Origin of the sequence: Klebsiella sp. 141161, assembly GCF_050600815.1 — a bacterium.
Taxonomy (GTDB): Bacteria; Pseudomonadota; Gammaproteobacteria; order Enterobacterales; family Enterobacteriaceae; genus Klebsiella; species Klebsiella aerogenes.
This window is the reverse complement of sequence record NZ_JAQIRN010000002.1, coordinates 595,221-618,815: the sequence shown is the minus strand read 5'-3', so window position 1 is coordinate 618,815 and position 23,595 is coordinate 595,221. Positions and strand designations below refer to the sequence as shown.

Sequence of the window (23,595 nt, the reverse complement as noted above, 5' to 3'; positions counted from 1 at the left end):
GGAGAATTGAGCGATAACACGCGCGAATTTTAGCATTTCGGAGGGGCGATGAGCCAGGTAGAGTTAAACGGTGAGTTATTCACATTAGAGCGGTTCCCACCTAACGCTGAAGAAGAAGCGCTTCAGGCATGGGAAGCGGCGGATGAATATCTGCTGCAACAGGTGAATGACGTCGACGGCCTGACGCTCATCTTCAACGACGGCTTCGGCGCGATCTCCTGCGCGCTGGCGGAGCGCAACCCGGTCAGCATCAACGACTCCTTTATTTCCGAGCTGGCGACCCGCCACAACCTGCGGATGAACGGTATCGATGAAGAGAGCGTGCGCTTTCAGGATAGCCTGAGCCCGCTGCCGGTCGCGCCGGCGCTGGTGCTGATTAAGGTGCCGAAACAGCTGGCCCTGCTGGAACAACAGCTGCGCGCGCTGCGCGAAGTGGTGACGCCGGAAACCCGCATCATCGCGGCGGCGAAAGCCCGTGATGTGCACAACTCGACGCTGGCGTTGTTTGAAAAAATCCTCGGCACCACGACGACCTCGCTGGCGTGGAAAAAAGCGCGTTTGATTCACTGCGTTTTCACCGCGCCTAAACTTGCCGATGCGCCGCAAACCTACAGTTGGAAGCTGGACGGTACGCCATGGACTATCCATAACCATGCCAACGTTTTTGCCCGCAGCGGCCTGGATATCGGCGCGCGCTTTTTCCTCGAACATCTGCCGTCCGATCTGGAAGGCGAGATCGCCGATCTCGGCTGCGGCAACGGGGTGATTGGCCTGCAGGCGCTGGCGCAAAACCCAAACGCCAGCGTGATGTTCACCGATGAGTCGCACATGGCGGTGGCTTCCAGCCGTTTGAACGTCGAGCGCAACCTGCCGGACGATATCGCACGCTGTGAATTCATGGTCAACAATTCGCTTTCCGGCATTGAGCCTGACCGCTTTACGGCGATTCTGTGTAATCCGCCGTTCCATCAGCAGCACGCTATTACCGACCATATTGCCTGGCAGATGTTTAACGATGCCCGCCGCAGCCTGAAATACGGCGGCGAGCTGTACGTCGTCGGCAACCGCCACCTTGATTACTTCCGTAAGCTGAAGCGCGCTTTTGGTAATTGCACGACGATTGCGACGAACAATAAGTTTGTCATTTTGAAAGCAACGAAGGTGCGTAAGCAGCGCTGATGCATGTCGCTGCTTCCCCCGGCTTGCGGCTGTCGCCTTAGCCGGGCTACCGACTGGTAGTTTCAGTCAGCATGGTGAATAAATTAAAGGCAGGTCGCAAGGACCGTAGGTCGGGTAAGGCGTTAGCCGCCACCCGACAAAAAACGACACCGCGGGTAACCTGGGGAAGGCGCATCGCGCCGCCCCCGGGACACGGCTAAATCGCCAGCGCCAGTTTTGTGCCCTGGGCAATCGCCCGGCGCGCATCCAGCTCCGCCGCCACGTCGCAACCGCCGATTAAATGCACCGTTTTCCCCGCCGCGCGCAGCGGTTCCGCCAGCTCGCGGCGCGGTTCCTGACCGGCGCAGATAATTACCTGATCGACCGCCAACAGTTGGCGCTCGCCGCCGATAGTGACGTGTAACCCTTCATCATCGATCTTTTCATAGCTGACCGCCGGGATCATTTTCACGCCGCGCGCCAGCAGCGTCGCGCGGTGGATCCAACCGGTGGTTTTGCCGAGCCCTTCGCCCGGTTTGCTGGCTTTGCGCTGTAGCATCACAATCTGTCGCGGGCTTTTACTCAGCTGTGGGCCTTCAGCACTCAGCCCTCCCGCCGTTTGCAGGCTGGTATCGATACCCCATTCGCGGCAGAACTCGCCGATATCCTGGCTGGTGGCCGCGCCCGACTGGCTTAAATACATCGCGGTGTCGAAGCCGATGCCGCCGCAGCCGATAATCGCCACCTTCGCGCCAACCGGCGCTTTATCGCGCAAGACATCAAGGTAGCTCAGCACTTTGGGATGATCGATCCCGTCGATCTCCGGCAGGCGCGGGGCGATGCCGGTGGCGAGGATCGTCTCATCGAACGCCAGCAGATCGTCTGTCGTGACGCGGGTGTTCAGGCGTAGATCGACACCATGAAGATCGAGCATGGTGCGGTAGTAACGCAACGTCTCGTGAAACTCCTCTTTGCCGGGGATCTGTTTGGTGATATTAAACTGGCCGCCGATCTCAGAGAGCGCATCGAACAACGTGACATGATGACCGCGGGCGGCGGCGTTAACGGAGAAGGCCAGACCGGCCGGCCCGGCGCCGACGACCGCCAGCCGTTTAGGCGCGTTGGCAGGCAGGACCGGCATCAGGGTTTCATGACAGGCGCGCGGGTTGACCAGACAAGAGGTGACTTTGCCGGCGAAGATCCGATCGAGACACGCCTGGTTGCAACCGATGCAGGTATTGATCTCCCTGGCGCGATCGCGCTGCGCTTTCGACATAAATTCGGCGTCGGCGAGGAACGGGCGGGCCATCGATACCATATCGGCATCGCCGCGGGCGAGAATATCCTCCGCGACCTGCGGATCGTTGATGCGGTTGGTGGTGATCAACGGGATCGACACCGCGCCTTTCAGCTTGCGGGTGACCCAGCTGAAAGCTCCGCGCGGTACCGGCGTGGCGATGGTCGGAATGCGCGCTTCGTGCCAGCCAATCCCGGTGTTGATAATTGTCGCCCCCGCCGCTTCAATCGCTTTGGCCAGTTCGGTGACTTCCGCCAGCGTGCTGCCGTCGTTGACCAGATCGAGCATCGACAGGCGGTAGATGATAATGAAATCGTGGCCGGCGCGCTGGCGTACCGCCTTAACCACCTCTACGGCGAAACGCATGCGCCTGGCATAATCGCCGCCCCATTGGTCGTCGCGCTGGTTGGTGCGCGCGGCGAGAAATTCGTTAATCAGATAGCCCTCAGAGCCCATCACTTCGACGCCGTCATATCCCGCTTCACGCGCCAGTTGGGCGCAGTGGGCAAAATCATCGATCAGCGTCAGGATCTCATCGTGGCTCAGTTCATGGGGCGTAAAACGGTTAATCGGCGCCTGTAGCGCCGAAGGAGCCACTAGCACGGGCTGGTAGCTGTAGCGCCCGGTGTGCAGGATCTGCAGGGCGATTTTGCCGCCTTCCTGATGTACCGCGTCGGTAATATGGCGATGGTGCGCCAGATGGCTGGCATCGTTGAGTACCGCGCCGCCGGCCATGGTGACGCCAGAGGGCGCCGGAGCGATGCCGCCGGTGACGATCAGCGCCACGCCGTGACGGGCGCGTTCGGCGTAAAAGGCCGCCAGCCGCTGCGCGCCGTCCGGCAGCTCTTCCAGCCCGGTGTGCATTGAGCCCATCAACACGCGGTTTTTGAGCGTTGTGAAGCCCAGCTCAAGCGGGGCGAAAAGCGACGGATAGCGGCTCATAGTGGCTTCCAATGTAAAATTATTGTTATGTGGTCGGATGAGTTACTAATTTAGCCGTCGCGGAGAAAAAGGGAAAAGGGGAGTGCGGTGATTGTGATGGGATTCAAAGAACGGAAATCGTTGTCCCTCACCCCGGCCCTCTCCCAGAGGGAGAGGGGGAAAGGCGGATCGGTACCGGTGGTTAGGGTGACGGGGAAGACGCTACGCGCTGGCGGCGCTCCAGGCCCGGTGCCTGCCACATCGATGTTGTCAGCCCGCTATCGACAAGGCCAAGCTGATCGGCGTACACCGTCTGCCACTTGCTCATCATCTCCTGATACAGCTCGCGATGCTGCGGATTTGGGGTGAACTCGCGGTGCCAGCTCACTAACCGTTCTCCTGTACTGGCCATATCGCCATACAGTCCGGCGCCGGTTCCGGCGGCGATGGCGCAGCCCAGAGCGGTGGCCTCGCGGACGACCGGCACCCGCACCGGCAGGCCGGTGACGTCGCTGAGGATCTGGCTCCACAGCGCGCCTTTAGAGCCGCCGCCGGCAAACACCAGGCTCTCGAATGTCACCCCAGAGAACTGCGAAATCTGCGCCAGGTTGCAGGCGGAGACAATCGCCGCGTTCTCCTCCAGCGCGCGGAACAGGGTCGCTTTGTTGCACTTCTCCGGATCGATGGAGAGGTTAATAAACGACGGCGCGGCGTGGTACCACTGCTTAAAGTGCATAGCGTCGGAAAAAATAGGCATCACGCCATGGGAACCGGCTGGCACGCGGCTGGCCATCTCTTCCAGCAGCGAATAGGCATCGACGCCGAGCCGCTCGGCAATCAGTTTTTCTTCAGCGCAGAAGGCGTCGCGAAACCAGCGCATGGTCAGGCCAGTAAAGAAGCTGATCGATTCCGCCTGCGCCATGCCGGGAATGACATGAGGATTAACGCGAATATTCATCTGCGGATCGGTACGCACCTGCGGCAGGTTGACCACCTGCTGCCAGAAAGTGCCGCCAAGTACCGCGGTTTGCCCGGCGCGCACCACCCCAAGGCCCAGGCAGCCGAGCTGGACGTCGCCGCCGCCCATCACCACCGGCGTCCCGGCGCGCAGGCCGCTCTGCTGCGCCGCCGCTTCGGTGACGGCGCCCAGCAGGGTACCGGTCTCTTTGACCGGCGACAGCATATCGGCGCGCAGTCCGGCCATATCCAGCAGCGCCGGACGCCAGTCGCGGCTGAACAGGTCGAGCATGCCGGTGGTGCCGGCGTTTGACGGGTCGACCGCCAGCTCGCCGGATAGCTTCGCCGCCAGCCAGTCGCTGATCATGGTGATGGTTGCCGCTTTGCGGTAGATATCGGGGCGGTGGTGCGCCAGCCACAGCAGGCGCGGCATGGCGCTAAGCGCCAGGGTTTGTCCCGAGACCTCGTACACCTCGGATTCAAAACGATAGTCGTGGATCTCCTTAAGCTCCGCCACTTCGCGGCTGGCGCGGGCATCGACGTTGGCGCAGGCCCAGATGGCCTCGCCGTCGCGGTCATAGAGGACGATCCCTTCGCGCATCGAACAGCAGGCGACGGATTGAATGTCAGCGGCAGAGAGCCGGGCGGCGTCGAGCGCCTGGCGAATGCACTGGCAGGCCAGCTGCCAGTTGGTGGTAAGGTCGAACTCCATCGAGCCGGGGACGTTATCGACACTCAGGTGTTTCCATTCGGCCTGGCCTACCGCCAGCTGGCGGCCATTAAGATCGAAAATGACCGCCCGAATGCTGCCGGTCCCGGCATCTAACGCTAACAGGTAACTCATGACATGCGCCTCGCTGTTGTCGCGCGGCGCCAGGCCGTCAGGAGGCCAGTGCGAGCACCGCGCGTGCTGTTGTCTCTTCCGTTACCAGGCCATTAATGCGCTTGCCAATCAGAGCGGCATGAATCGCCTGCGCTTTTTGTTCTCCCCCGGCGACGCCGACAATGGTTGGCAGCTGCGCCAGCTCATCCAGGGTTACGCCGAGCAGTTCCCGATGGATCTCCAGTCCTTCTACCGGCCGGCCGTCGGCCTGCAGGAAATAACCTAAAATGTCGCCGACCGCGCCTTTGCGCGCGTACATCAGCTGTTCGCCCTCGCTGATATAGCCGGAGCGTAAAATGGTGGCGTCGCGCCGCTGATCGATGGCGCCAATGCCAACCACCGCCGCGTCCGCCGCCATCGCCGCCAGCATCACGTCGCGCACGCTCGACTCGCGGCGCAGGATCTCGGCGACCTCCGCCGAAGAGACCCGCAGCGGCGCCGGAATAATGCTGACGCTGCAGGCGGCATCAAGCTGGCCGATGCCGGTCATATAGGGGCCGACGCCGCCGGAGAGGGTCACCAGCCGCACCTGCTGCGAGCCGATAAAGCCGCTGAGATGCTGCAGGCAGCTCATGGTGGCTTCGCCGAAACCGACTGCCAATAATTGCCCCGGTTGCAGAATGCCCATCAGCGACTGCGCCGCGCCGATACCCAGCCGGGTATTCATCGGCGGGGTGTTGAGCGCCGGCAGCACGCGGGCAATCTTGAGGCCAAAACGCTGCTGGAGTTCACTTTCCAGCGCCAGACAGCCCTCATAGCGCGAGTTGATCTGCACGCGGATCACCCCGGACTGGCGGCCTTTCTCCAGCAGACGGGAAATCTTCAGCCGCGGCAGCCCCAAACGCTCGCCGATGTCATTTTGCGTCAGGCCGTCGTGGTAGTAGCACCACGCCACCCGCGCCACCAGCTCTTCCTCGGCTAACGCCAGCCCGGCGTAGCGGTTCTCTTCCGTAATGCGTTTTTCGCTCATAAATTGAACTCTTATAAAAATTTAGATCATATGTTCGCTATTGCGCGGTCGGAAAGTGTGAGCCGACTGGCAAAACGGATCTTTCATCGCTGGCGCCTTATTTCCTGACAATCTAAAGCGCCAAACTGTGATCTTCGCACGGTTGTAAATATAGTTCACGGTCTACGCTTTTGAACATTATTAAATCTAAAAATCATTTGTTCAATCGAGGCGCGACGATGAAGCCACTGCTTGAAGCTCGCCAGATTTGCAAACAGTTCTCCGGCGTTGCGGTGCTGAAAGGCATCGATTTCACGCTAGGCGCGGGACAGGTGCATGCGCTGATGGGGGGGAACGGCGCGGGTAAATCGACGCTGATGAAGATCATCGCCGGTGTTGAAACGCCGGACAGCGGTGAACTGACGATCGGCGACCGCGCGTTTGCGCGCCTCAGCCCGGCGCTGGCGCACCAGCTTGGCATCTATCTGGTGCCGCAGGAGCCGATGCTGTTTCCCAACCTCAGCGTGCGCGAGAATATTCTCTTCCGCTTGCCGAAGCGGGCGGATACCGCCGCGCGGTTGCAGGACAAACTGCAGCAGCTGAACTGCCAGATCAACCTCGATGCCAGCGCCAGCACGCTCGAGGTGGCCGATCAACAGATGGTCGAGATCCTGCGCGGGCTGATGCGCGAAGCCAGGATCCTGATCCTTGATGAACCCACCGCCTCTTTAACGCCGGGTGAAACCGAGAGACTGTTTAGCCAGATCCGCGCGTTACAGGCGCTGGACGTTGGGATCGTCTTTATCTCACACAAATTGCCCGAAATCCGCCAGCTTGCCAGCCATATTTCGGTGATGCGCGACGGCGCGGTGGTGCTGAGCGGCGAGACCGCGGCATACCGCGATGAGCAACTGATTAACGCGATGACGCCGGTCAGCCGCGACCATACGCTGAGCGACACGCAAAAGCTGTGGCTGTCGCTACCGGGTAACCGCCGTACGCAACCGCAGGACTTTCCCGTGCTGCGGGTGGAAGATCTCACCGGAGAAGGTTTTATCGATCTCAATCTGGAGATCCGCGCCGGAGAGATCGTCGGTCTGGCCGGGCTGGTGGGATCCGGGCGCACCGAATTTGCCGAAACCCTATACGGCCTGCGCCCACCGCGCGCCGGGCGGATCTGGCTGGAGAACCGCGAGATTAGCCGCGACAGCACCCGCGCCAGGTTGGCCAGCGGACTGGTTTATCTGCCGGAAGACCGTCAGGTCTCGGGGCTGTTTCTTGATGCGCCGGTGCGCTGGAACACGGTGATGTTCAATCAGCCGTCATGGTGGCAGCAGGGGAAACGGGAGGCGGCGGTGGTTGAGCGCTATCACCGGGCGCTGGGGATCAAGCTGGCCGATGGCGATCAGCCGGTGCGCACGCTCTCTGGCGGCAACCAGCAGAAGGTACTGCTGGCTCGCTGTCTGGAAGCTAATCCGTTGCTGCTGATTGTCGATGAGCCGACGCGCGGCGTGGATGTCTCAGCCCGCGCCGATATCTATCAACTGCTAAAAAGCGTTGCCGCGCAAAACGTGGCGGTGCTGATGATCTCCTCCGATCTGGATGAGTTCGTCGGCCTTGCCGACCGGGTGCTGGTGATGCATCAGGGCCGCTACAGCGGCGAGCTGGCGCGGCAGGCGGTGACCGTCGATCGCATGATGACCCTGGCCTTCGGAGGGCAGGCATGAAAACGTTACTGAAGAATCGCGAACTGAGCGCCTTCTTTGCCATCGTGGCGCTCTTTATCGTGCTGGTGGCGCTCAATCCAGCCTATTTCAGCCTGCAGACCCTGGCGATGATTTTCGCCAGCTCGCAGATCCTCTGCCTGCTGGCATTGGGCGCGACGCTGGTGATGCTGACCCGCAATATTGATGTGTCGGTAGGCTCGACCGTTGGGCTGTGCGCCATCGCCGTCGGCGTGGCGCTGAACAACGGTTACGGGCTGGCGACGGCTATCGCCTTCGCGCTGACGATTGGCGCGCTGGCCGGGGCTTTTAACGGCCTGCTGGTCGTGGGGCTGCGCATTCCGGCGATCGTCGCGACGCTCGGTACGCTGGGGTTGTATCGCGGAGTGATGTTGCTGTGGACCGGCGGGAAATGGATCGAGGGCTTGCCCGACAGCCTGAAATCGCTCTCGGAGCCCGCGTTTATTGGCGTGTCGCCGCTGGGCTGGCTGGTGCTGGCGCTGCTGCTGGCGGGCGGCTGGCTGCTGTCGCGCACCGCCTTTGGTCGTGATTTTTACGCCGTTGGCGATAATCTCGCCGCCGCGCGTCAGCTGGGCGTGGCGGTCAACCGTACGCGGATGCTGGCCTTTACCCTCAACGGCATGCTGGCGGCCTGCGCTGGGATCGTCTTCGCCGCGCAAATTGGTTTTGTGCCTAATCAGACCGGCAGCGGGCTGGAGATGAAAGCCATCGCCGCCTGCGTACTGGGCGGGATCTCGCTGCTCGGCGGCACCGGTACGCTGCTCGGCGCGTTTCTCGGCGCCTTTTTCCTCACCCAAATCGACACCGTGCTGGTGCTGTTCCGCCTTCCCGCCTGGTGGAATGACTTTATCGCCGGCCTGGTGCTGCTCGGCGTGCTGGTGCTTGATGGCCGCCTGCGCCAGGCGCTGGCCCGCCATCAACGGGCGCTAAAGTACAGCCGTTTCCAGCCCGGTAACAAAGGGGGCAAACAGGTTGCCCGCTTTCCCGAACGCAAAAGCAAAGAGGTGGCTTAAATGAAGCTGAAGCTTAACTGGGAAAGCGCGCTGCTGGCGTTACTGATCGCGGAAATCCTGCTATTCGGCGCGTTGAATCCGCGCATGCTGGATCTCAATATGCTGCTCTTTAGCACCAGCGACTTTATCTGCATCGGCATCGTCGCGCTGCCGCTGACGCTGGTGATCATCAGCGGCGGAATCGATATTTCGCTGGGCTCGACCATCGGCCTGTGCGCCATCGCCCTCGGGGTGATGACCCAGGCGGGCTGGCCGCTGTGGCTGGCGGTATCGCTGACGTTGCTATTGGGGCTGCTGTGCGGGTTATTCAACGCCGCGCTGATTCACTACACCGGCATCAGCCCGCTGGTGATCACCCTCGGGACGCTGTATCTGTACGGCGGCGGCGCGCTGCTGCTTTCCGGCATGGCCGGCGCGACCGGTTACGAGGGGATTGGCGGCTTCCCCGATAGCTTCACCGCCTTCGCCAATTTAACTTTCGCCGGACTGCCGCTACCGCTGGTGCTGTTCGCGATTATCACCTTTTTCTTCTGGCTGCTGGCCCATCGCGGTCGCTTTGGCCGCCATCTCTTTTTACTCGGGCAAAATTCGCGCGCCGCGCGCTATGCCGCGCTGTCGGTGAACGGCATCCCGTACGTGCTGTATGGCCTGGTTGGCGTCGCCTCGGCGGTCGCGGCGCTGGTGATGGTCTCCTATTTCGGTTCGGCGCGTTCGGATTTAGGCCGCGACCTGCTGATGCCGGCGCTGACCGCGGCGGTGCTCGGCGGGGCCAATATATACGGCGGTTCGGGATCGATACTGGGTACCGCGCTGGCGGCGTTGCTGGTGGGGTATCTGCAACAGGGTTTACAGATGGTCGGCATCCCCAACCAGGTGTCGAGCGCGCTGTCAGGGGCGCTGTTGGTTGTGGTGGTGATGGGGCGCTCGCTGAGCCTGCACCGTGAATGGGTGCGCGCGACCTGGCGGCGTCTTTTCTCGCATAAAACAATCGGAGCATAAAATGAAATTAAAACTGATCGTGCTGGCGTTGGCGATGAGCGTAGTCACCGCCCAGGCGGCGGACCGCATCGCCTTTATTCCTAAGCTGGTCGGCGTCGGCTTCTTTACCAGCGGCGGCAACGGCGCGAAAGAGGCGGGGAAAGCGCTGGGCGTGGATGTCACCTATGACGGCCCAACCGAGCCCAGCGTCTCCGGCCAGGTGCAGCTTATCAACAACTTCGTCAACCAGGGCTACAACGCCATTATCGTCTCCGCCGTCTCGCCGGATGGCCTGTGCCCAGCGCTGAAGCGGGCGATGCAGCGCGGGGTGAAAGTCCTGACCTGGGATTCCGATACCAAGCCGGAGTGCCGCAGCATCTATATCAACCAGGGCACGCCGCAGCAGCTCGGCGGCCTGCTGGTCGAGATGGCGGAAAAGCAGGTCAGCAAACCTGCCGCCAAAGTCGCGTTTTTCTACTCCAGCCCAACGGTGACCGACCAGAACCAGTGGGTGAAGGAAGCCAAAGCCAAAATCGAAAAAGAGCATCCGCAGTGGCAAATCGTCACCACCCAGTTCGGCTATAACGATGCCACCAAATCGCTGCAAACCGCCGAGGGGATCTTAAAAGCCTATCCGGATCTCGATGCCATTATCGCGCCGGATGCCAATGCGCTGCCGGCGGCGGCGCAGGCGGCGGAGAACCTCAAGCGTCAGGGCGTGGCGATCGTCGGCTTTAGTACACCGAACGTGATGCGCCCGTACGTTGAGCGCGGCACGGTGAAAGCCTTTGGTCTGTGGGATGTGGTTCAGCAGGGCAAAATTGCGGTTAACGTCGCCGATCGATTGCTGAAAAAGGGCGATCTTAACGTAGGCGACAGCGTTGAGGTGAAAGATATCGGCCCGCTTAAGGTCGAGCCGAACAGCGTACAGGGTTACCAGTATGAGGCGAAGGGCAACGGTATCGTGCTGCTGCCGGAACGCGTGGTGTTCAGCAAAGAGAACATCAACAACTACGACTTCTGACGGAGGATGAGATGGCTGATTTAGACGACATCAAAGAGGGTAAGGACTTCGGTATCGACCGCCCGCAGCAGAACACGCTGTATACCCTGAAAGGCTGCGGCTCGCTAGATTGGGGCATGCAGTCGCGGCTGGCGCGCATCTTTAATCCGCACAGCAATCGCACGGTGATGCTGGCCTTCGATCACGGCTACTTCCAGGGGCCAACGACCGGGCTTGAGCGTATCGACCTGTCGATTGCGCCGCTGTTTGCCGACACCGACGTGCTGATGTGCACCCGCGGCGTATTGCGCAGCCAGGTACCGGCGGCCACCAATAAGCCGGTGGTGCTGCGCGCCTCCGGCGGTAATTCGATTTTGAGCGAACTCTCCAACGAATGCGTGGCGGTGGCGATGGAAGACGCGCTGCGTCTCAACGTTTGCGCGGTGGCGGCGCAGGTCTATATCGGCAGCGAATACGAACATCAGTCGATCAATAACATCATCAAACTGGTGGATGCCGGTAATCGCTACGGTATGCCGGTTCTGGCGGTTACCGGCGTCGGCAAAGAGATGACCCGCGACGCGCGCTACTTCTCGCTGGCCAGCCGGATTGCCGCCGAAATGGGGGCGCAGTTTGTGAAGACCTATTTCGTTGAGGAAGGCTTTGAAAAAGTAACCGCCAGCTGTCCGGTGCCGATCGTCATCGCCGGCGGTAAAAAACTGCCGGAGCATGAGGCGCTGGAGATGTGCTGGCGGGCGATCGACCAGGGGGCGTCCGGGGTGGATATGGGGCGCAATATCTTCCAGTCCAGCGCCCCGCGCGCGATGCTGAAGGCGGTGAAAAAGGTGGTGCATGAGAATCTGAACGCCCGCGAAGCGTATCAGTTCTGGCAGGAAGAGAAACAGGGAGAGCTGAAATGAACGTCACGCTGGTGGAGATCAATATTAAACCCGAGCGGGTGGATGAGTTTCTCGAGGTGTTTCGCGCCAACCACGAAGGCGCGCTGCGGGAACCGGGCAACCTGCGCTTTGATGTCCTGCAGGATCCCGAGGTGAAAACTCGCTTTTTTATCTACGAAGCCTATAAAGACGATGAGGCGGTGCTGGCGCATAAGAAGACGCCGCACTATTTAGCCTGCGTCGAAAAGCTGGAGGAGATGATGTCGCAGCCGCGGCAGAAGCGCAGCTTTATCGGCCTGTTACCGCAGGTGTGAGACGAGCCCTCACCCCGACCCTCTCCCCAGGGGAGAGGGAGAAAAGCGGCTTCGAACGGTTCCCTCTCCCTGTGGGAGAGGGTTAGGATGAGGGGAAAACGCTACGGCTTACGGAAAAACTCGTTATACAACATATATAAATGCGCTGCGCTCCATGAGAAGTTGGGCGCCCCCTGCTGGGCGCCGGTCAGCGGATTGTAGTTCTCCTGAATCGGGCCATCGGCGGTTAAGCCTTTGGCGTGCTGGAAGAAGGCGTCCGCCAGCTTCAGCGCCTCATCGCGATGACCGTAGCGCTCCATTCCCTTCAGGCCGAACCAGAACTGATCCACCCACACCCGTCCGCGCCAGTAAATATCGGCGCCAAAGGCCGGGTTGGTCAGCGCGGCGGTACCCAGCGGCACAAAGGTGTTGAACTCTTTCGGGTCGAGCATCACCGAAACCACATCGTCAGCATGTTGTTGCGTCGCCGCGCCATTAAACAGCGGCGACCAGCCTTCCGGCCCTTTGCCGCGCTCGACGATCGGTTTACCGGCGCAGCCGTTAGCCAGCGGTTGTTCTTCGATACGAATGTCGTAATAGAAACGAGTCTGCGGGTCGAACATGCAGGTATTGATATAATCCGCCAGCTTCGCCGCCAGCGCCTGATAGCGCTTTGCTTCCTCCGCTTTGCCAAGAATCGTCGCCATCTGCGCCAGATAGTGGTTATCGCTGTACATATAGCTGGCCTGATCGACCGATTCCTGGAGCAGCGAATACCCCAGCAGGTTGCCGTCACGGTCGCGGTTTTCGGCGAATTTCACCGTCCAGTCGCTGCGTTTGCCGCCGTTGGCGACGTATTTATCCAGCTGTTCTTTATCGATAAAACCAAATACCGCCGCATCGTCGCGTCCGGACTCCCACGACGCCGCTACCTGCGCCGGAATTTCGAGGCTGTCGTAATCGCCTTTGGCCGTCACCTGTTCGTAGGCGCTAAGGCCGGAAAGCGTCTGCTCGGTTTGCCCTTTTTTCACCGTGAACAGCATGGCGCCGTCGGCGGTGTTGTGCGCCTTATCGCGGGTCGCGCCATATTCCGGCACGCCGTTACCGTTATGGTCGCGATTGCGCAACCACCAGTCGTGATAGGCCACCAGCTTCGGATACATCTCTTCCAGCCACGCTTTATCTTTGGTGACGTTATACACCTCCATTACCGACCAGGCCGCGAGGCTTGGCTTGGTGTTGCGTTCGTTCCAGTTGCCGCCGTCGCCGCCGCGCTCAGGGCTCAGGTTCCAGGCAATCAGGTCGGGCACAAATCCGGCATCCTGCGGGCGCACCTTATCATTGGCTTTAATCTGCCAGGAGAAGACGGCGCGGATATTCTCTTTGGCGATATCCGGGTTGAAGTGGGCCATGGCGTAGGCCTGTTTCCAGGTATCCCACGGCCAGGTCTGGTTGCCGGAGAACCAGCGGCCGGTCACGGATGGGGTGACGGTGTGGTAATGCACCGCGCCGCCCGGCGCGCGCCAGTTGCCGTTGAGCGTCTCAATGGCTTTCACCGCCACGCGGGTCTGTTCGGCGGTAGCGTCGGGGTTGCTGAGCCCTTTTTGCAGATAGCCGTCCCAGCGCTGTTCGGAGGCGGTGAGATAGTAAGCCGGCCGCGCCAGAATATCGCGGATCTGCGCTTTTTCCCGCCGCGCTTGCTCCGCGGTGAGTAGGTGCGAATAGGTGGTGTAGAGGGTGGTGGAGCCGCGGATCTCCGCGCTGCTGGTGAAGCTGTGACCGTCGATACGGGTCTTGGTTGCCAGTGAACGGTGGATCTGATACTGCGATTCGCCGGAGGTCATCAGGTCGGAGGCGGCGCGAACCTTGCCAAAGCTCACTGTCAGGCCGTCGGGCGTGGCGTTCAGACGGCGCTGATAGTCCGGGAAGGCTTCATCAATGGTTTTGTCCGATAGCGCTTTACCCTCTTTGGCGGCCAGTTTTTCCAGCAGTTCGCCATCCCACACCAGCTTCAGTGGAGTGTTGCTGGTGATTTTGGTCTCCAGCAGTGAAGTGTGGGCGCTGGCGAAGCGCAGCGTCATCTCCACCTTCACGCCGGGGGCGGTCAGCGTTTGTTTCAGCGCGCCGGGCAGGCTCCAGGCCTGCAGGGTGAAATCGACCTTTTTGCCGTTCTGATACACCGTCAGGCGATCGAAGTTGGTGGCCATAAAGTTGATGTACTCTTCGGTCAGCAGCGCCGGGCCGGGGAAGCCGCCCATGGTCGCCGGGCCGTCGGGCAGCAGGTGGCCGTGCCACGCCCCGAGGTCGAAAAAGGGGTTGAAGCGCTGGTGGTCATCGGCGTCGAAATCCTGCATATACTGCGGCGCGCCGCTGCGGTCGATGACGTTTTTAAACGCCTGCGCGGTGACGGCATGGGCGGAAAAACTCAGCATCAGCGCGCAGGCCAGCGGCGTCAGCGTAGTGGTGAAGTTCATGGTATCTCGGCTCCTTGTTACCAGTAGAAGTATTGCATCAGGAAAATTTTGTCGCTCGGGTCGCCGCTGGCGTTGCTGGTATAGAAACGGCTGTCGGCGGCGGTGGCGAAACGCCCGCCGCCGTATTCGTACCAGATGCCAAATTGCATAAACGCGGTGGTTTCATCAGCGGCGTGGTCCGGGCGGTGTTTGGCGTAGCTGTATGCGGTGGAGAAGTAGAGCCCGCTTAATGCTTCATACATGGCGCTGGCCATAAAGCCGGTTTCGCTGCCGGGAACATCCAGCCCTTTGGCGCGGCCGGTATGGTGCCAGGCGCGGAAGGCCAGATTGGGCGACAGAACGCCGGTCAGGAATAGCTGTCCGGTGCCGTCGGTCACTTCAAGGCCGTTCATCCAGGTGACGTCTTTGACGATGTCGTACTGCACGTAGCCGTTGATCATCGCCGGATAGGTGTACTTATCGTCATAGCGATCGTATTTGCCGAAGTGCAGCCAGGCCTTGCTTTCATCGTGATGCCCGGCCGGCGTGGCGGTGACGCTATAGCGGAAATCGCCGCTGCGGTTTTGTACCTTCAGCGCGTACATGATGTCGCGGGTATTGGGGATCACGTAACCCAGATCGGGGGTAAAGTCGCCCCACCACTGCAGGTCGTCCAGTGACGAGTCCTGGCGCAGGCTGAGCATGATCTCGGTGTTGTTATCGGTTTTATAGCCGCCATAGAGGCGGTTAAGGCCGCCTTCCACGCCGCCCCAGCTGTGGCCCGGCGTCCAGGCATTGCCCTGGCTATCGGCCTGTACCGTCCAGGCTTCGCCGTAGATCAGCCCGAACCAGTGGCCGTTTTTGACCTCCAGCCCGCCCTCGATATAGGTGCCATCGCTGTATTTATGTTTGTCCTCGCCTTCTAAATCCATGTATCCGCCAACCCCTAACTCGCCGTAAAAGCGATAGGAGGTGGTGGTTAATTCCGGCGTTTTGGTATCGTCGTGCTCGGCCGGATGGACAGTCTCAGCGGCCGCCGCAGGGGCGCAAAAAGCCAGGGCAACGAGTGCCCCGTATAAGTAAGAGTTAGTTTTCATTTTTTTAAGGTATTTAAGAGGTATGGGAAGCCGGAGCCGCTTCTATTTGTTGTTGTTCCTGGGTTAATCCTTTGACGTATCTGCTGTATTTCCACCACGCGAAGCCAAGGAAAATCACGATCCCGCCGACGTTGTAGAAAATAATGGTCAGGATGTTGCCGCCGGTTGGGAAGGTTGAGGCGACGAAGCCGATGGCGAAAATCACAATCAGCATGGATACCACCACGATGCCGGTAGTACGCGAGCCCATGCGGAAATCGCGCGGCAGATGGTCGAGTTTGCGGCGCAGGTTGAGGTAGGCCAGCATGATGAACAGTGGCGGCAGCATGGAAGCGGCAGCGGTCATGTTGATGATGGTGTTCATCAGATCCTGCACGGTGTTGGATCCCAGCGTCGGGATGATCATCAGCGGAATAACGATCAGATACTGGATCCAGGCCGCGCGCGCCGGGACGCCGTTCTCATTGAGCTCGACGGTTTTTTTACCAAAGATGCCGGAGGGAATTTCCGAGAAGAAAATTTTAACCGGGGTGGCGGTCCACATCAGCAGCGAGCCAAACATCGCGGTAAACGAAACGAGGCCGACGAAGCGGTTCATCAGAATTTCCGGCAGGCCAAAATAAGCCGCCAGGCCGTGGAACACCTGCACCGATCCGCCGGTAAACTTCAGCTCTTTGCTGCTGACGAAGACGTTGATCAGTACGGAGGAGATCGAGTACAGCACGCCGATGAAGATCCCGGCAAGAATGATCACTTTGACGAAGGATTTAGAGCCGCCTTTCACATCGTTGACGTACACCGCCACCGATTCCGCGCCGCCCGCCGCCATAAAGATCCACGTGGTAATACCGAGGAACGCCCAGTTGAAGTTAGGGATCATCGCCTCGACGGTGATCGGATCCGCTGGCTGCACGCCGCCCACCAGCGCGGTACCGGCCAGCAAAATATAGGAGAGCGTCAGCAGCAGCATCAGCGATGAGGTGACGGAGGTGATAGGCCCCAGCATTTTCGCGCCGTTGGTGGAGATCCAGGTGGAGAAAGCGAACAGCGCCATGCTCAACACGGTGGTGGCGAACGGCGTCAGAATGTATTCGTAGCCGAGGAAGGCGTAAGAGGCATAGGCGATTACGCGCGGCAGCAGCGAGGTGAAGAAAAACAGGTTTACGAACCAGTAGGTATAGGCGGTGATAAACGCCCAACGGCCGCCGAGCGAACTTTTCACCCAGGCGTAAACTCCGGCCTCGGAGTTTTTATTCAGTGATACGAACTCGGCGATAATCAGGCAAAACGGAATGAAGTAGAACAGGGTGGCGAGGAAGAACATCGGCGCCGACGCCAGCCCCAGTTCGATATTGTTGTTGATGACGTTATTGAAACTGTAAACGGCGGCAAAGGTTAGCGATAACAGGCCGAACTTGCCGATGGTATTACGTTTAGTATCAGACATAACACATCTCCACACATTGTCCTTCAGAGGGTCGCTGAAGGGGGTTGTGTTGTTTGTAGGGTAGAGGTAGTTAAGAATTAATGTCGATTTTAGTAAAAGTTTTAGTAAATAGAAGTAAAGAAACCGAATAGCTTTAACTCGATCACGAAAAAGGTTGAGTAATACGTAATCAGGCGAGGGATAAAAAAATCCCGCCAGCCGACGAGGGGCTGACGGGACGACAGGAACGTTATTTACCGGCGGCAGCAGCGTTAACCGGCGCCGCGGCGCGCAGACGTTGCTGCTTTTTTTCAAAGCGGGTGATCCACCACCACGCCAGGCCGGAGAAGACCGCGGTCATAAAGACGTTGATAAAGAAAGCGTTAACCAGATCGACGCCCGGCGGGAAGGCCGAAGCAGTCATGCTGATGACGAAAATGACCATCAACATGGTGACTATGCTCATGCCCACTTTTCTTGAGCCCATACGGAAGTCGCGCGGCGTGTCATCGTGTTTCCAGCGGAAGACGAAGTAGGCGGCCATGATGAACAGCGGCGGCAGCATGGCGGTACCGGCGGTGAGATTAATGGCGGTGTTCATCATCTGCTGCACGCTGGCGGAGCCGAAGCCGTTAACAATCAACATCAGGAAAACGAACAGGAACTGCCACCAGGCAGCGCGTACCGGCACGCCGTGGGCGTTCAGCTCGGTGGTTTTCTGGCCGTAGATACCCTTCGGGATTTCCGAGAAGTGGATTTTGACCGGCGCGGCGGTCCACATCATCATGCTGCCGAAGATAGCGATAAACAGGATGATGCCGACGAAGCGGCCCATCAGCGCTTCAGAAATGTGGAAGTAGGCGCCGAGACCGGTAAAGATTTCCACCATTCCGCCGGCGTAGGTCAGGTTTTCACGGGCGACAAAGACGTTAACCAGCAGCGAACCTAAGGCGTACATACCGCCAATCAGCACCCCGGCGGTGATGATGACTTTAATAAAGGATTTCTGCCCGCCCTTGGTGTCGTTGAGGTAGGCGGCAACGGTTTCCGCGCCGCCTGCGGCCTGGAAAATCCAGCACATGATACCGAGCGTCGCCCAGTTGATGGTCGGCTCCATCGCCGCCAGGGTAATCGGCTGCGCCGGGACGTGACCGGAACCCAGCGCGGTCAGCGCGCCGACGACGTAAATCGCGAACAAAGCGAACACGCCGTAGGCCACACATTCGGAAATTTTCCCCAGCCAGGTCGCCCCTTTGGTGGATATATGGGTGGCCATGGCGAACAGCACGATGGAGATAAGCGAGGTCACCATCGGCGAGAAGGGGATCGCGTACCCGGTGATCGCATACGAGGCGTAGGCCACCACGTTCGGCAATAGCGAGAGGAAAAAGAACAGGTTCACAAACCAGTAGAGGAAGGAACCAAGATAGGCGGCGCGGGTGCCCAGCGGCTGCTTCAGCCACGCGTACATCCCGGATTCAGAGTGTTTATTGGCCGAGACGAATTCGGCGATGATAAACACGAACGGGATAAAATAAACGATAGTGGCAAATAAGAAGATAGGCGCGGAACTGAGCCCTAACTCAATGTTATTATTGACGATATTTCGCACGTTAAAGACGGCGGTAAAGGCCATCGATAGCAGCGCGAACTTGCCGATTTTGGCACGTACAGATTCGGACATACGTCCTCCAATCATTCATCTACCCGCCGCAGCGGGCTGGAACCGAAAGGCCAACGGGCGTACCCGTTGACCTCCCTTGTCGCTTAACGCGGGTTTACTTATTGAGGAAGTAGCCGTCTTCAACCGTGACTCGCAGCACCACTTTTTTTACCGGCGCATCGCAGATAAAGCGGTAGGCTTCGTCGATATCGCAAATCACCATCTGCCCTTCGTGAACCTTCACCGTTTCACCGATCCCTTTCAGGTATTCGCGATCGGTTTCGTCGCGGTAGCAGGCGACGGTTTGCAGATTTTCTTTGGCGGCAAACTCGATTTTCTGCTGTCCTTGCAGGTAATAGTGCACCTCAAAGTAGCGGCGGTTGCCGACAAATAGCGCATCGGTCGTACTATCGGTTTCCACCCGATAGGAGAGCGAATCGCCAATGGAATGCGCCACGCCCGGGCGGATGTTGTCGATGTTATTGATGGCTTCCACGCAGCGCTGCCATTTGCGGCCGCTATGATAAACCTGCTTAAACTGTTCTAAATTATCGAGAATTCTCATTGTTCAGCCTCGCTGTGTGCAACGGGGGAAAAGAAACCGGCGCCGAAGCTATGGTTCGCCAGTACCTGCGAGGTGCCGCATCCGCCCTCCAGCGGCAGCAGCGTAAAGCCATAGTTGAAGGTGTTGAGCCAGACGCGCCAGCTATCCAGCACTTCGCTGCCCCAGGAGTTGGAGCCTAGGCCGAGCAGTTGCGCATCGATATTCAGGGTGATGTCATCACTGCGCTGCAGTTCGTTGCAGTGCTGGGCGGCGTGCAGGTTTTCTGCCGTAAAGTGCCAGGCGCTGACGTTGAGCGGATTGCGCGGAACGACCAGCAGGCCGCTGCCGTGGCGGTCGCTGAACGATGCCCAGCGCACGTGCTGACGGTTACCGTTATTCTGTGGGAACGGATAATTGACGAACATATCGTCGACGGTGGTATGCCAGATATCAATGATGTTGCTTTGCTGGCTGTCGGCGTAGTTCTCGCCCGGCCCGCGGCCATAGTAGTTCACCTGGTCGAACTCACCGTTAATGCCCAGCATAAAGCCGATGCACGGGACAATGTGCGGATATTCGCCGTAGCGCTCGCCGGCCAGCTCAACGTTGATGTGGCCCTGTGGCGTAATCTGCCAGCGATAGGTGCAGCGCATACCGAAGTCGAACACCGGCGGCGCAATCACGCTGCGGGTGGTGATCATCACCGTTTCACCCTCTATTTCAGCGCTGAATTCGCGAAGATGCTCCTGCATTATCTGCAGGTGGGCCGGCTGCCACAGCCCTTCGTATTCCTGTTTATGGTTATCAATCATTGGCTTGAAGAAGTTAATCTTCGGCTCGCGGGTTACCTGATCGACGCCGTTGACCTGCCATTCACTGAGTTTGCCGCTGACCTTGCTGAATACCACGCGGAAGTTATGGCCGCTGATGGTGTAGTTCAGGCGTTCATCGGCAATCTGCAGCGGGGTGGCGCTGGCGTTTAACAGCGGAGTTCGCGCGGCGGTCCGCGCCTTAAGCGGGAACTGATAGACGGCGATATCGTGATTGGCTTCGCTATACGGGGTGCGCGAATCTTTGGTCACCATGATGTTGACGAAAGCTTCACGCTCGTCGAGTTGCGGCAGGGCGATTTGCAGGTCGCGGCCGCTGTTCGGCGCCAGGTCTTTCACTTTCAGCAACTGGCTGGAGAGCGTTTCGCCCTCGGCGCGGACTTCTACGCGCAGGGTGTAGTCATCGAGAGTGGAGAACCACAGTTTGTTTTCCACCCGCAATTCGCCGCGGCAGATATCCCGCGCCTGTACTTTTACCGGGGCGATGACCTGTTTATATTCGCGCAGGCCCGGCCCCGGCGTTTGGTCGGAGAAAATCAGCCCATCAAGGCAGAAGTTGTAGTTGTTCGGGTAGTCGCCGTAATCGCCGCCGAATTTGTACCACACCGCGCCGTTATCGTCGGTGGCCTGAATCCCGTGGTCGCACCATTCCCACACGTAGTGGCCCTGGATACAGTCGTGCTGGTAAAAAACGTTCTGATATTCAGTTAATCCGCCGGGACCATTGCCCATCGCATGGGCGTATTCGCAAATAATGCGCGGTTTTTCATGCGGATGCTCGCCGAATTCGTTCATCAGCGGTACGCGGGTATACATCGTGGAGATAATATCCACTACTTCGGCATCGCGGTCCTCTTCGTAGTGCACCAGCCGGGTATCATCCAGCGCTTTGGTGGCGTGGTACATAGCGCGGATGTTGCAGCCGTAGCCGGATTCATTACCCAGTGACCAGATGATGATAGACGGATGGTTTTTCTGTGCGTGAACGTGGCGCACGATGCGCTCAACGTAGATATGTTCCCAGGCCGGATCGTCGGTGATGGCGCTGAGGTTGCCGACGTTGGCGAAACCGTGGGATTCCACATCGGTTTCCGCCATCACGAACAGCCCATAAATGTCGCACATTTCATAGAAGCGCGGGTCGTTCGGATAGTGAGCGGTGCGCACCGAGTTGATGTTGTGCTGCTTCATCAACAGCAGATCTTTTTCCACGCGATCCATGCCGACCGCGCGGCCTTTCAGATGGTCGTTATCGTGGCGGTTTACGCCGTGCAGCATTACGTAGCGGTTGTTGATGTAGAACAAGCCGTCACGCACTTTGATATCGCGGAAACCGACGCGCTGCGGAATGATTTCCAGCACCTCGCCGGCGGCGTTCTTTAACGTCAGCACCAGATGATAGAGATATGGGCTTTCCGCCGACCACTGCTGCGGCGCGCTCACATCAATCGTGAAGCCGGTGTTTAGCTGCTGGCTGACCTGCAGTTGACCAACGTTGCCCGAATAAAGCGCCTTTTCGCCGTCGAACAGAGTATATTCCAGCGTCGCCGCCGCCGTCTGCGGAGCCAGGTTTTCCAGCGTCAGCTGGCAGGAGAGGGTCGCGTCGATGTAGTCATCGTTAAAATCGGTGCGCACGGTGAAATCCTGCACGTGCAGCGGATTTTTCCCCACCAGATAGACGTCGCGGAAAATGCCCGCCGACCACCACATGTCCTGATCTTCAATATAGGTGGAGTCCGCCCACTGCATCACGCGCACGCACAGCAGGTTGTCGCCGGTTTGCACCACCGCGCTGATATCGAACTCGGCGGTCAGGCGGCTGCCTTTGCTAAAGCCGATGTACTGGCCGTTAACGTAAACTTCGAAATAGGTTTCGACGCCATCGAATTTGATGATGGTTTGTTTGCCCTGCCAGCCGTCGCCGAGGGTGAACAGGCGCTGGTAGGCGCCGGTCGGGTTATCGGTCGGGACATAGGGCACGTCGATGGGGAAGGGGAAACCTTCGTCGGTGTACTGTAACTGGCCATGGCCTTCCATCTGCCACATGCCCGGTACGGTAATCGGCCCCCACTCGTTCTGATAGCATGAGGTAAAGCTCTCCGGTACCAGCAGCGGGTTGGTGAAGAAGCGAAAGTTCCACTGCCCGCTGAGGGACAGGAAGCGGCTGCTGGTTTCGCGGGCGAAGGTCCGCGCCTGGGCCAGTGAGTCGTAAGAGAAGAAATACGCCCGCGGCGGCAGCCTGTTTTCATGAGTGAGTTGAAGGTTTTCCCAGCGATTCATATCGCCTCCCTGAACGGCTTAATAAGATAAAACTCATTTTAGTAAAACTTTTACTAAATAAAATCGCCAGGGATGATTTACTTTAACTCGATCACAAAATGAACCGCTTTGTGTCGGGTAGCGGCTGCGCCTTACCCGGCCTACAGAATGGCGTTCCGGCCAGGACCGGAAGCCCGGCCAAGCGTAGCGCCGCCGGGATGGGGTTGGATTAACGGGTGGTGCCGCGCAGCTTCAACACGCTGGGAACAAAAACGTTAAGCGGCAGGGCGCGGCCATCGCGGGCCTTCTCTATCAGCAGGTTCACCCCCTGACTACCCATCATTTCGGAGTGGATCCGCACCGTTGACAGCGGCGGGAAGGTAAAGCGCGCGGTGGGGATATCGTTGACGCTAATCAGCGAAATATCTTCCGGGATCGCCAGCCCGCGTTCGTGAATGGCGCGCAGCACGCCGATGGCGATGGAGTCCGAGGCGACAAACAGCGCCCGCGGAAACTCCGCTTGCGCCAGCATCTGCTTCGCCAGCTCATAACCGGAAGAACTGGAAAAACCGCCGCGCCAGATATCATCGGCTGAAACCACGCCCTTCAACTGACCGTACTCCACAAACGCCACTTCGCGAATATCGGCCTTGCCGGGCTGGTCCTGGCCGCCGATAAATCCAATACGCGACGCGCCCTGCTGGATAAAGAAGTCGACCACCTCTTTAGCGATACGTACCAGGTCGATATCCACCGCATCGTACGGGCTGCCGGCTTCGTGGAAATCAATAAAGCAGATATTGTCGGTCAGCGCGCTGGCGGTCTCGCGGAGCTCGCGCGTCGGCTGGCCGATAATCAATACGCCAGTGACCTTTTTCAGCTCTGGCAGGGTGTTATTGAGATAGCAGTTGGTGAGTTCGATAGCGAGCTTTTCGCACTGTGTTTCAATACCGTGGCGAATGGCGAGATAGTAAGGGTCGTTAATTTCCAGCTCTTGCTGGTAGCTGTACAGCGCCAGGATATGATGATGGCCGACGGGAAGGACCTGCGTTTTACGCGCGCTGCTGCTTTTATACTCCAGCTTCTCCGCAATCTCGAGAATGCGATGCTTGGTCTCTTCTTTTACGTTCAGGGTGGGATCGTCGTTTAACACCCGGGAAACCGTCGCCAGCGAAACACCCGCTTCGGTCGCAATGTCTTTTAGCGTTGCCATCTTTTTCCTTTATC

At 59.1% G+C, this 23,595-nt stretch carries 17 protein-coding genes; 7 read left to right on the top strand and 10 right to left on the bottom strand.

Features of this window, described 5'->3' with window-relative positions:
• The first annotated feature begins 48 nt into the window (after nt 1–48).
• On the top strand, nt 49–1,179 hold the full coding sequence (rlmG, locus tag PGR79_RS07500; protein ID WP_430921388.1) for a 23S rRNA (guanine(1835)-N(2))-methyltransferase RlmG: 1,131 nt from the start codon (nt 49–51) through the stop codon (nt 1,177–1,179).
• A gap of 196 nt (nt 1,180–1,375) precedes the next feature.
• Here rlmG and PGR79_RS07495 read toward each other — a convergent pair whose 3' ends face one another.
• From PGR79_RS07495 to lsrR, 3 genes are all read right to left on the bottom strand, one after another.
• Nucleotides 1,376–3,397 carry an FAD-dependent oxidoreductase gene (locus PGR79_RS07495; RefSeq protein WP_430921386.1) on the bottom strand — a complete coding sequence of 674 codons (2,022 nt, stop codon included), beginning with the start codon at nt 3,395–3,397 and terminating at the stop codon, nt 1,376–1,378.
• 181 nt (nt 3,398–3,578) lie between these two features.
• Nucleotides 3,579–5,177: an autoinducer-2 kinase gene (gene lsrK, locus PGR79_RS07490; protein WP_015369587.1), complete on the bottom strand. Its 1,599-nt coding sequence runs from the start codon at nt 5,175–5,177 to the stop codon at nt 3,579–3,581.
• 37 nt (nt 5,178–5,214) lie between these two features.
• Complete coding sequence (gene lsrR / locus PGR79_RS07485) at nt 5,215–6,186, bottom strand: transcriptional regulator LsrR (RefSeq protein ID WP_064146125.1); 972 nt, start codon at nt 6,184–6,186, stop codon at nt 5,215–5,217.
• A gap of 218 nt (nt 6,187–6,404) precedes the next feature.
• Between lsrR and lsrA the strand changes: the two genes are divergently transcribed.
• Genes lsrA through lsrG form a run of 6 tightly spaced genes read left to right on the top strand, consistent with a single transcriptional unit; the run spans nt 6,405 to nt 12,117 of the window.
• On the top strand, nt 6,405–7,892 hold the full coding sequence (lsrA, locus tag PGR79_RS07480) for an autoinducer 2 ABC transporter ATP-binding protein LsrA (protein WP_430921383.1): 1,488 nt from the start codon (nt 6,405–6,407) through the stop codon (nt 7,890–7,892).
• Nucleotides 7,889–8,923, top strand: a complete 1,035-nt coding sequence (gene lsrC / locus PGR79_RS07475; RefSeq protein ID WP_308958049.1) for an autoinducer 2 ABC transporter permease LsrC — start codon at nt 7,889–7,891, stop codon at nt 8,921–8,923. Before lsrA ends, lsrC begins: the two co-directional genes overlap by 4 nt.
• Nucleotides 8,924–9,922: an autoinducer 2 ABC transporter permease LsrD gene (gene lsrD / locus PGR79_RS07470; protein WP_308958050.1), complete on the top strand. Its 999-nt coding sequence runs from the start codon at nt 8,924–8,926 to the stop codon at nt 9,920–9,922. It begins immediately after the preceding gene.
• A 1-nt stretch (nt 9,923) separates the two neighbouring features.
• The gene (gene lsrB / locus PGR79_RS07465) at nt 9,924–10,925 is read left to right on the top strand and encodes an autoinducer 2 ABC transporter substrate-binding protein LsrB (protein WP_113373114.1); all 1,002 of its coding nucleotides are present in this window, start codon (nt 9,924–9,926) and stop codon (nt 10,923–10,925) included.
• An 11-nt stretch (nt 10,926–10,936) separates the two neighbouring features.
• Nucleotides 10,937–11,824: a 3-hydroxy-5-phosphonooxypentane-2,4-dione thiolase gene (gene lsrF / locus PGR79_RS07460; RefSeq protein ID WP_002917724.1), complete on the top strand. Its 888-nt coding sequence runs from the start codon at nt 10,937–10,939 to the stop codon at nt 11,822–11,824.
• The gene (gene lsrG / locus PGR79_RS07455; RefSeq protein ID WP_004181386.1) at nt 11,821–12,117 is read left to right on the top strand and encodes a (4S)-4-hydroxy-5-phosphonooxypentane-2,3-dione isomerase; all 297 of its coding nucleotides are present in this window, start codon (nt 11,821–11,823) and stop codon (nt 12,115–12,117) included. The genes lsrF and lsrG overlap by 4 nt, the downstream gene beginning before the upstream one ends.
• 101 nt (nt 12,118–12,218) lie before the next feature.
• Here lsrG and ygjK read toward each other — a convergent pair whose 3' ends face one another.
• The 7 genes from ygjK to ebgR form a co-directional block, all read right to left on the bottom strand.
• The gene (gene ygjK, locus PGR79_RS07450; RefSeq protein ID WP_430921381.1) at nt 12,219–14,570 is read right to left on the bottom strand and encodes an alpha-glucosidase; all 2,352 of its coding nucleotides are present in this window, start codon (nt 14,568–14,570) and stop codon (nt 12,219–12,221) included.
• A gap of 17 nt (nt 14,571–14,587) precedes the next feature.
• Nucleotides 14,588–15,646 carry a protein YgjJ gene (gene ygjJ, locus PGR79_RS07445; RefSeq protein WP_020317097.1) on the bottom strand — a complete coding sequence of 353 codons (1,059 nt, stop codon included), beginning with the start codon at nt 15,644–15,646 and terminating at the stop codon, nt 14,588–14,590.
• A gap of 13 nt (nt 15,647–15,659) precedes the next feature.
• Nucleotides 15,660–17,093, bottom strand: a complete 1,434-nt coding sequence (locus PGR79_RS07440) for an amino acid permease (RefSeq protein ID WP_015369594.1) — start codon at nt 17,091–17,093, stop codon at nt 15,660–15,662.
• A gap of 229 nt (nt 17,094–17,322) precedes the next feature.
• Nucleotides 17,323–18,756 carry an amino acid permease gene (locus tag PGR79_RS07435; protein ID WP_087859875.1) on the bottom strand — a complete coding sequence of 478 codons (1,434 nt, stop codon included), beginning with the start codon at nt 18,754–18,756 and terminating at the stop codon, nt 17,323–17,325.
• 94 nt (nt 18,757–18,850) lie between these two features.
• Nucleotides 18,851–19,300: a beta-galactosidase subunit beta gene (locus PGR79_RS07430; protein ID WP_004900777.1), complete on the bottom strand. Its 450-nt coding sequence runs from the start codon at nt 19,298–19,300 to the stop codon at nt 18,851–18,853.
• Nucleotides 19,297–22,389, bottom strand: coding sequence for a beta-galactosidase subunit alpha (ebgA, locus tag PGR79_RS07425; protein ID WP_430921378.1), 3,093 nt, complete (start codon nt 22,387–22,389; stop codon nt 19,297–19,299). Before ebgA ends, PGR79_RS07430 begins: the two co-directional genes overlap by 4 nt.
• Before the next feature lie 208 nt (nt 22,390–22,597).
• Entirely contained in the window at nt 22,598–23,581 is a 984-nt protein-coding gene (gene ebgR / locus PGR79_RS07420) for a transcriptional regulator EbgR (protein ID WP_009485173.1), read from the bottom strand.
• Between the last annotated feature and the right edge of the window lie 14 nt (nt 23,582–23,595).

What these genes read in the sequence shown, in the direction of transcription:
- rlmG (WP_430921388.1), top strand. Translation starts at nt 49, where the DNA reads ATGAGCCAGGTAGAGTTAAACGGTGAGTTATTCACATTAGAGCGGTTC.
- PGR79_RS07495 (WP_430921386.1), bottom strand. Translation starts at nt 3,397, where the DNA reads ATGAGCCGCTATCCGTCGCTTTTCGCCCCGCTTGAGCTGGGCTTCACA.
- lsrK (WP_015369587.1), bottom strand. Translation starts at nt 5,177, where the DNA reads ATGAGTTACCTGTTAGCGTTAGATGCCGGGACCGGCAGCATTCGGGCG.
- lsrR (WP_064146125.1), bottom strand. Translation starts at nt 6,186, where the DNA reads ATGAGCGAAAAACGCATTACGGAAGAGAACCGCTACGCCGGGCTGGCG.
- lsrA (WP_430921383.1), top strand. Translation starts at nt 6,405, where the DNA reads ATGAAGCCACTGCTTGAAGCTCGCCAGATTTGCAAACAGTTCTCCGGC.
- lsrC (WP_308958049.1), top strand. Translation starts at nt 7,889, where the DNA reads ATGAAAACGTTACTGAAGAATCGCGAACTGAGCGCCTTCTTTGCCATC.
- lsrD (WP_308958050.1), top strand. Translation starts at nt 8,924, where the DNA reads ATGAAGCTGAAGCTTAACTGGGAAAGCGCGCTGCTGGCGTTACTGATC.
- lsrB (WP_113373114.1), top strand. Translation starts at nt 9,924, where the DNA reads ATGAAATTAAAACTGATCGTGCTGGCGTTGGCGATGAGCGTAGTCACC.
- lsrF (WP_002917724.1), top strand. Translation starts at nt 10,937, where the DNA reads ATGGCTGATTTAGACGACATCAAAGAGGGTAAGGACTTCGGTATCGAC.
- lsrG (WP_004181386.1), top strand. Translation starts at nt 11,821, where the DNA reads ATGAACGTCACGCTGGTGGAGATCAATATTAAACCCGAGCGGGTGGAT.
- ygjK (WP_430921381.1), bottom strand. Translation starts at nt 14,570, where the DNA reads ATGAACTTCACCACTACGCTGACGCCGCTGGCCTGCGCGCTGATGCTG.
- ygjJ (WP_020317097.1), bottom strand. Translation starts at nt 15,646, where the DNA reads ATGAAAACTAACTCTTACTTATACGGGGCACTCGTTGCCCTGGCTTTT.
- PGR79_RS07440 (WP_015369594.1), bottom strand. Translation starts at nt 17,093, where the DNA reads ATGTCTGATACTAAACGTAATACCATCGGCAAGTTCGGCCTGTTATCG.
- PGR79_RS07435 (WP_087859875.1), bottom strand. Translation starts at nt 18,756, where the DNA reads ATGTCCGAATCTGTACGTGCCAAAATCGGCAAGTTCGCGCTGCTATCG.
- PGR79_RS07430 (WP_004900777.1), bottom strand. Translation starts at nt 19,300, where the DNA reads ATGAGAATTCTCGATAATTTAGAACAGTTTAAGCAGGTTTATCATAGC.
- ebgA (WP_430921378.1), bottom strand. Translation starts at nt 22,389, where the DNA reads ATGAATCGCTGGGAAAACCTTCAACTCACTCATGAAAACAGGCTGCCG.
- ebgR (WP_009485173.1), bottom strand. Translation starts at nt 23,581, where the DNA reads ATGGCAACGCTAAAAGACATTGCGACCGAAGCGGGTGTTTCGCTGGCG.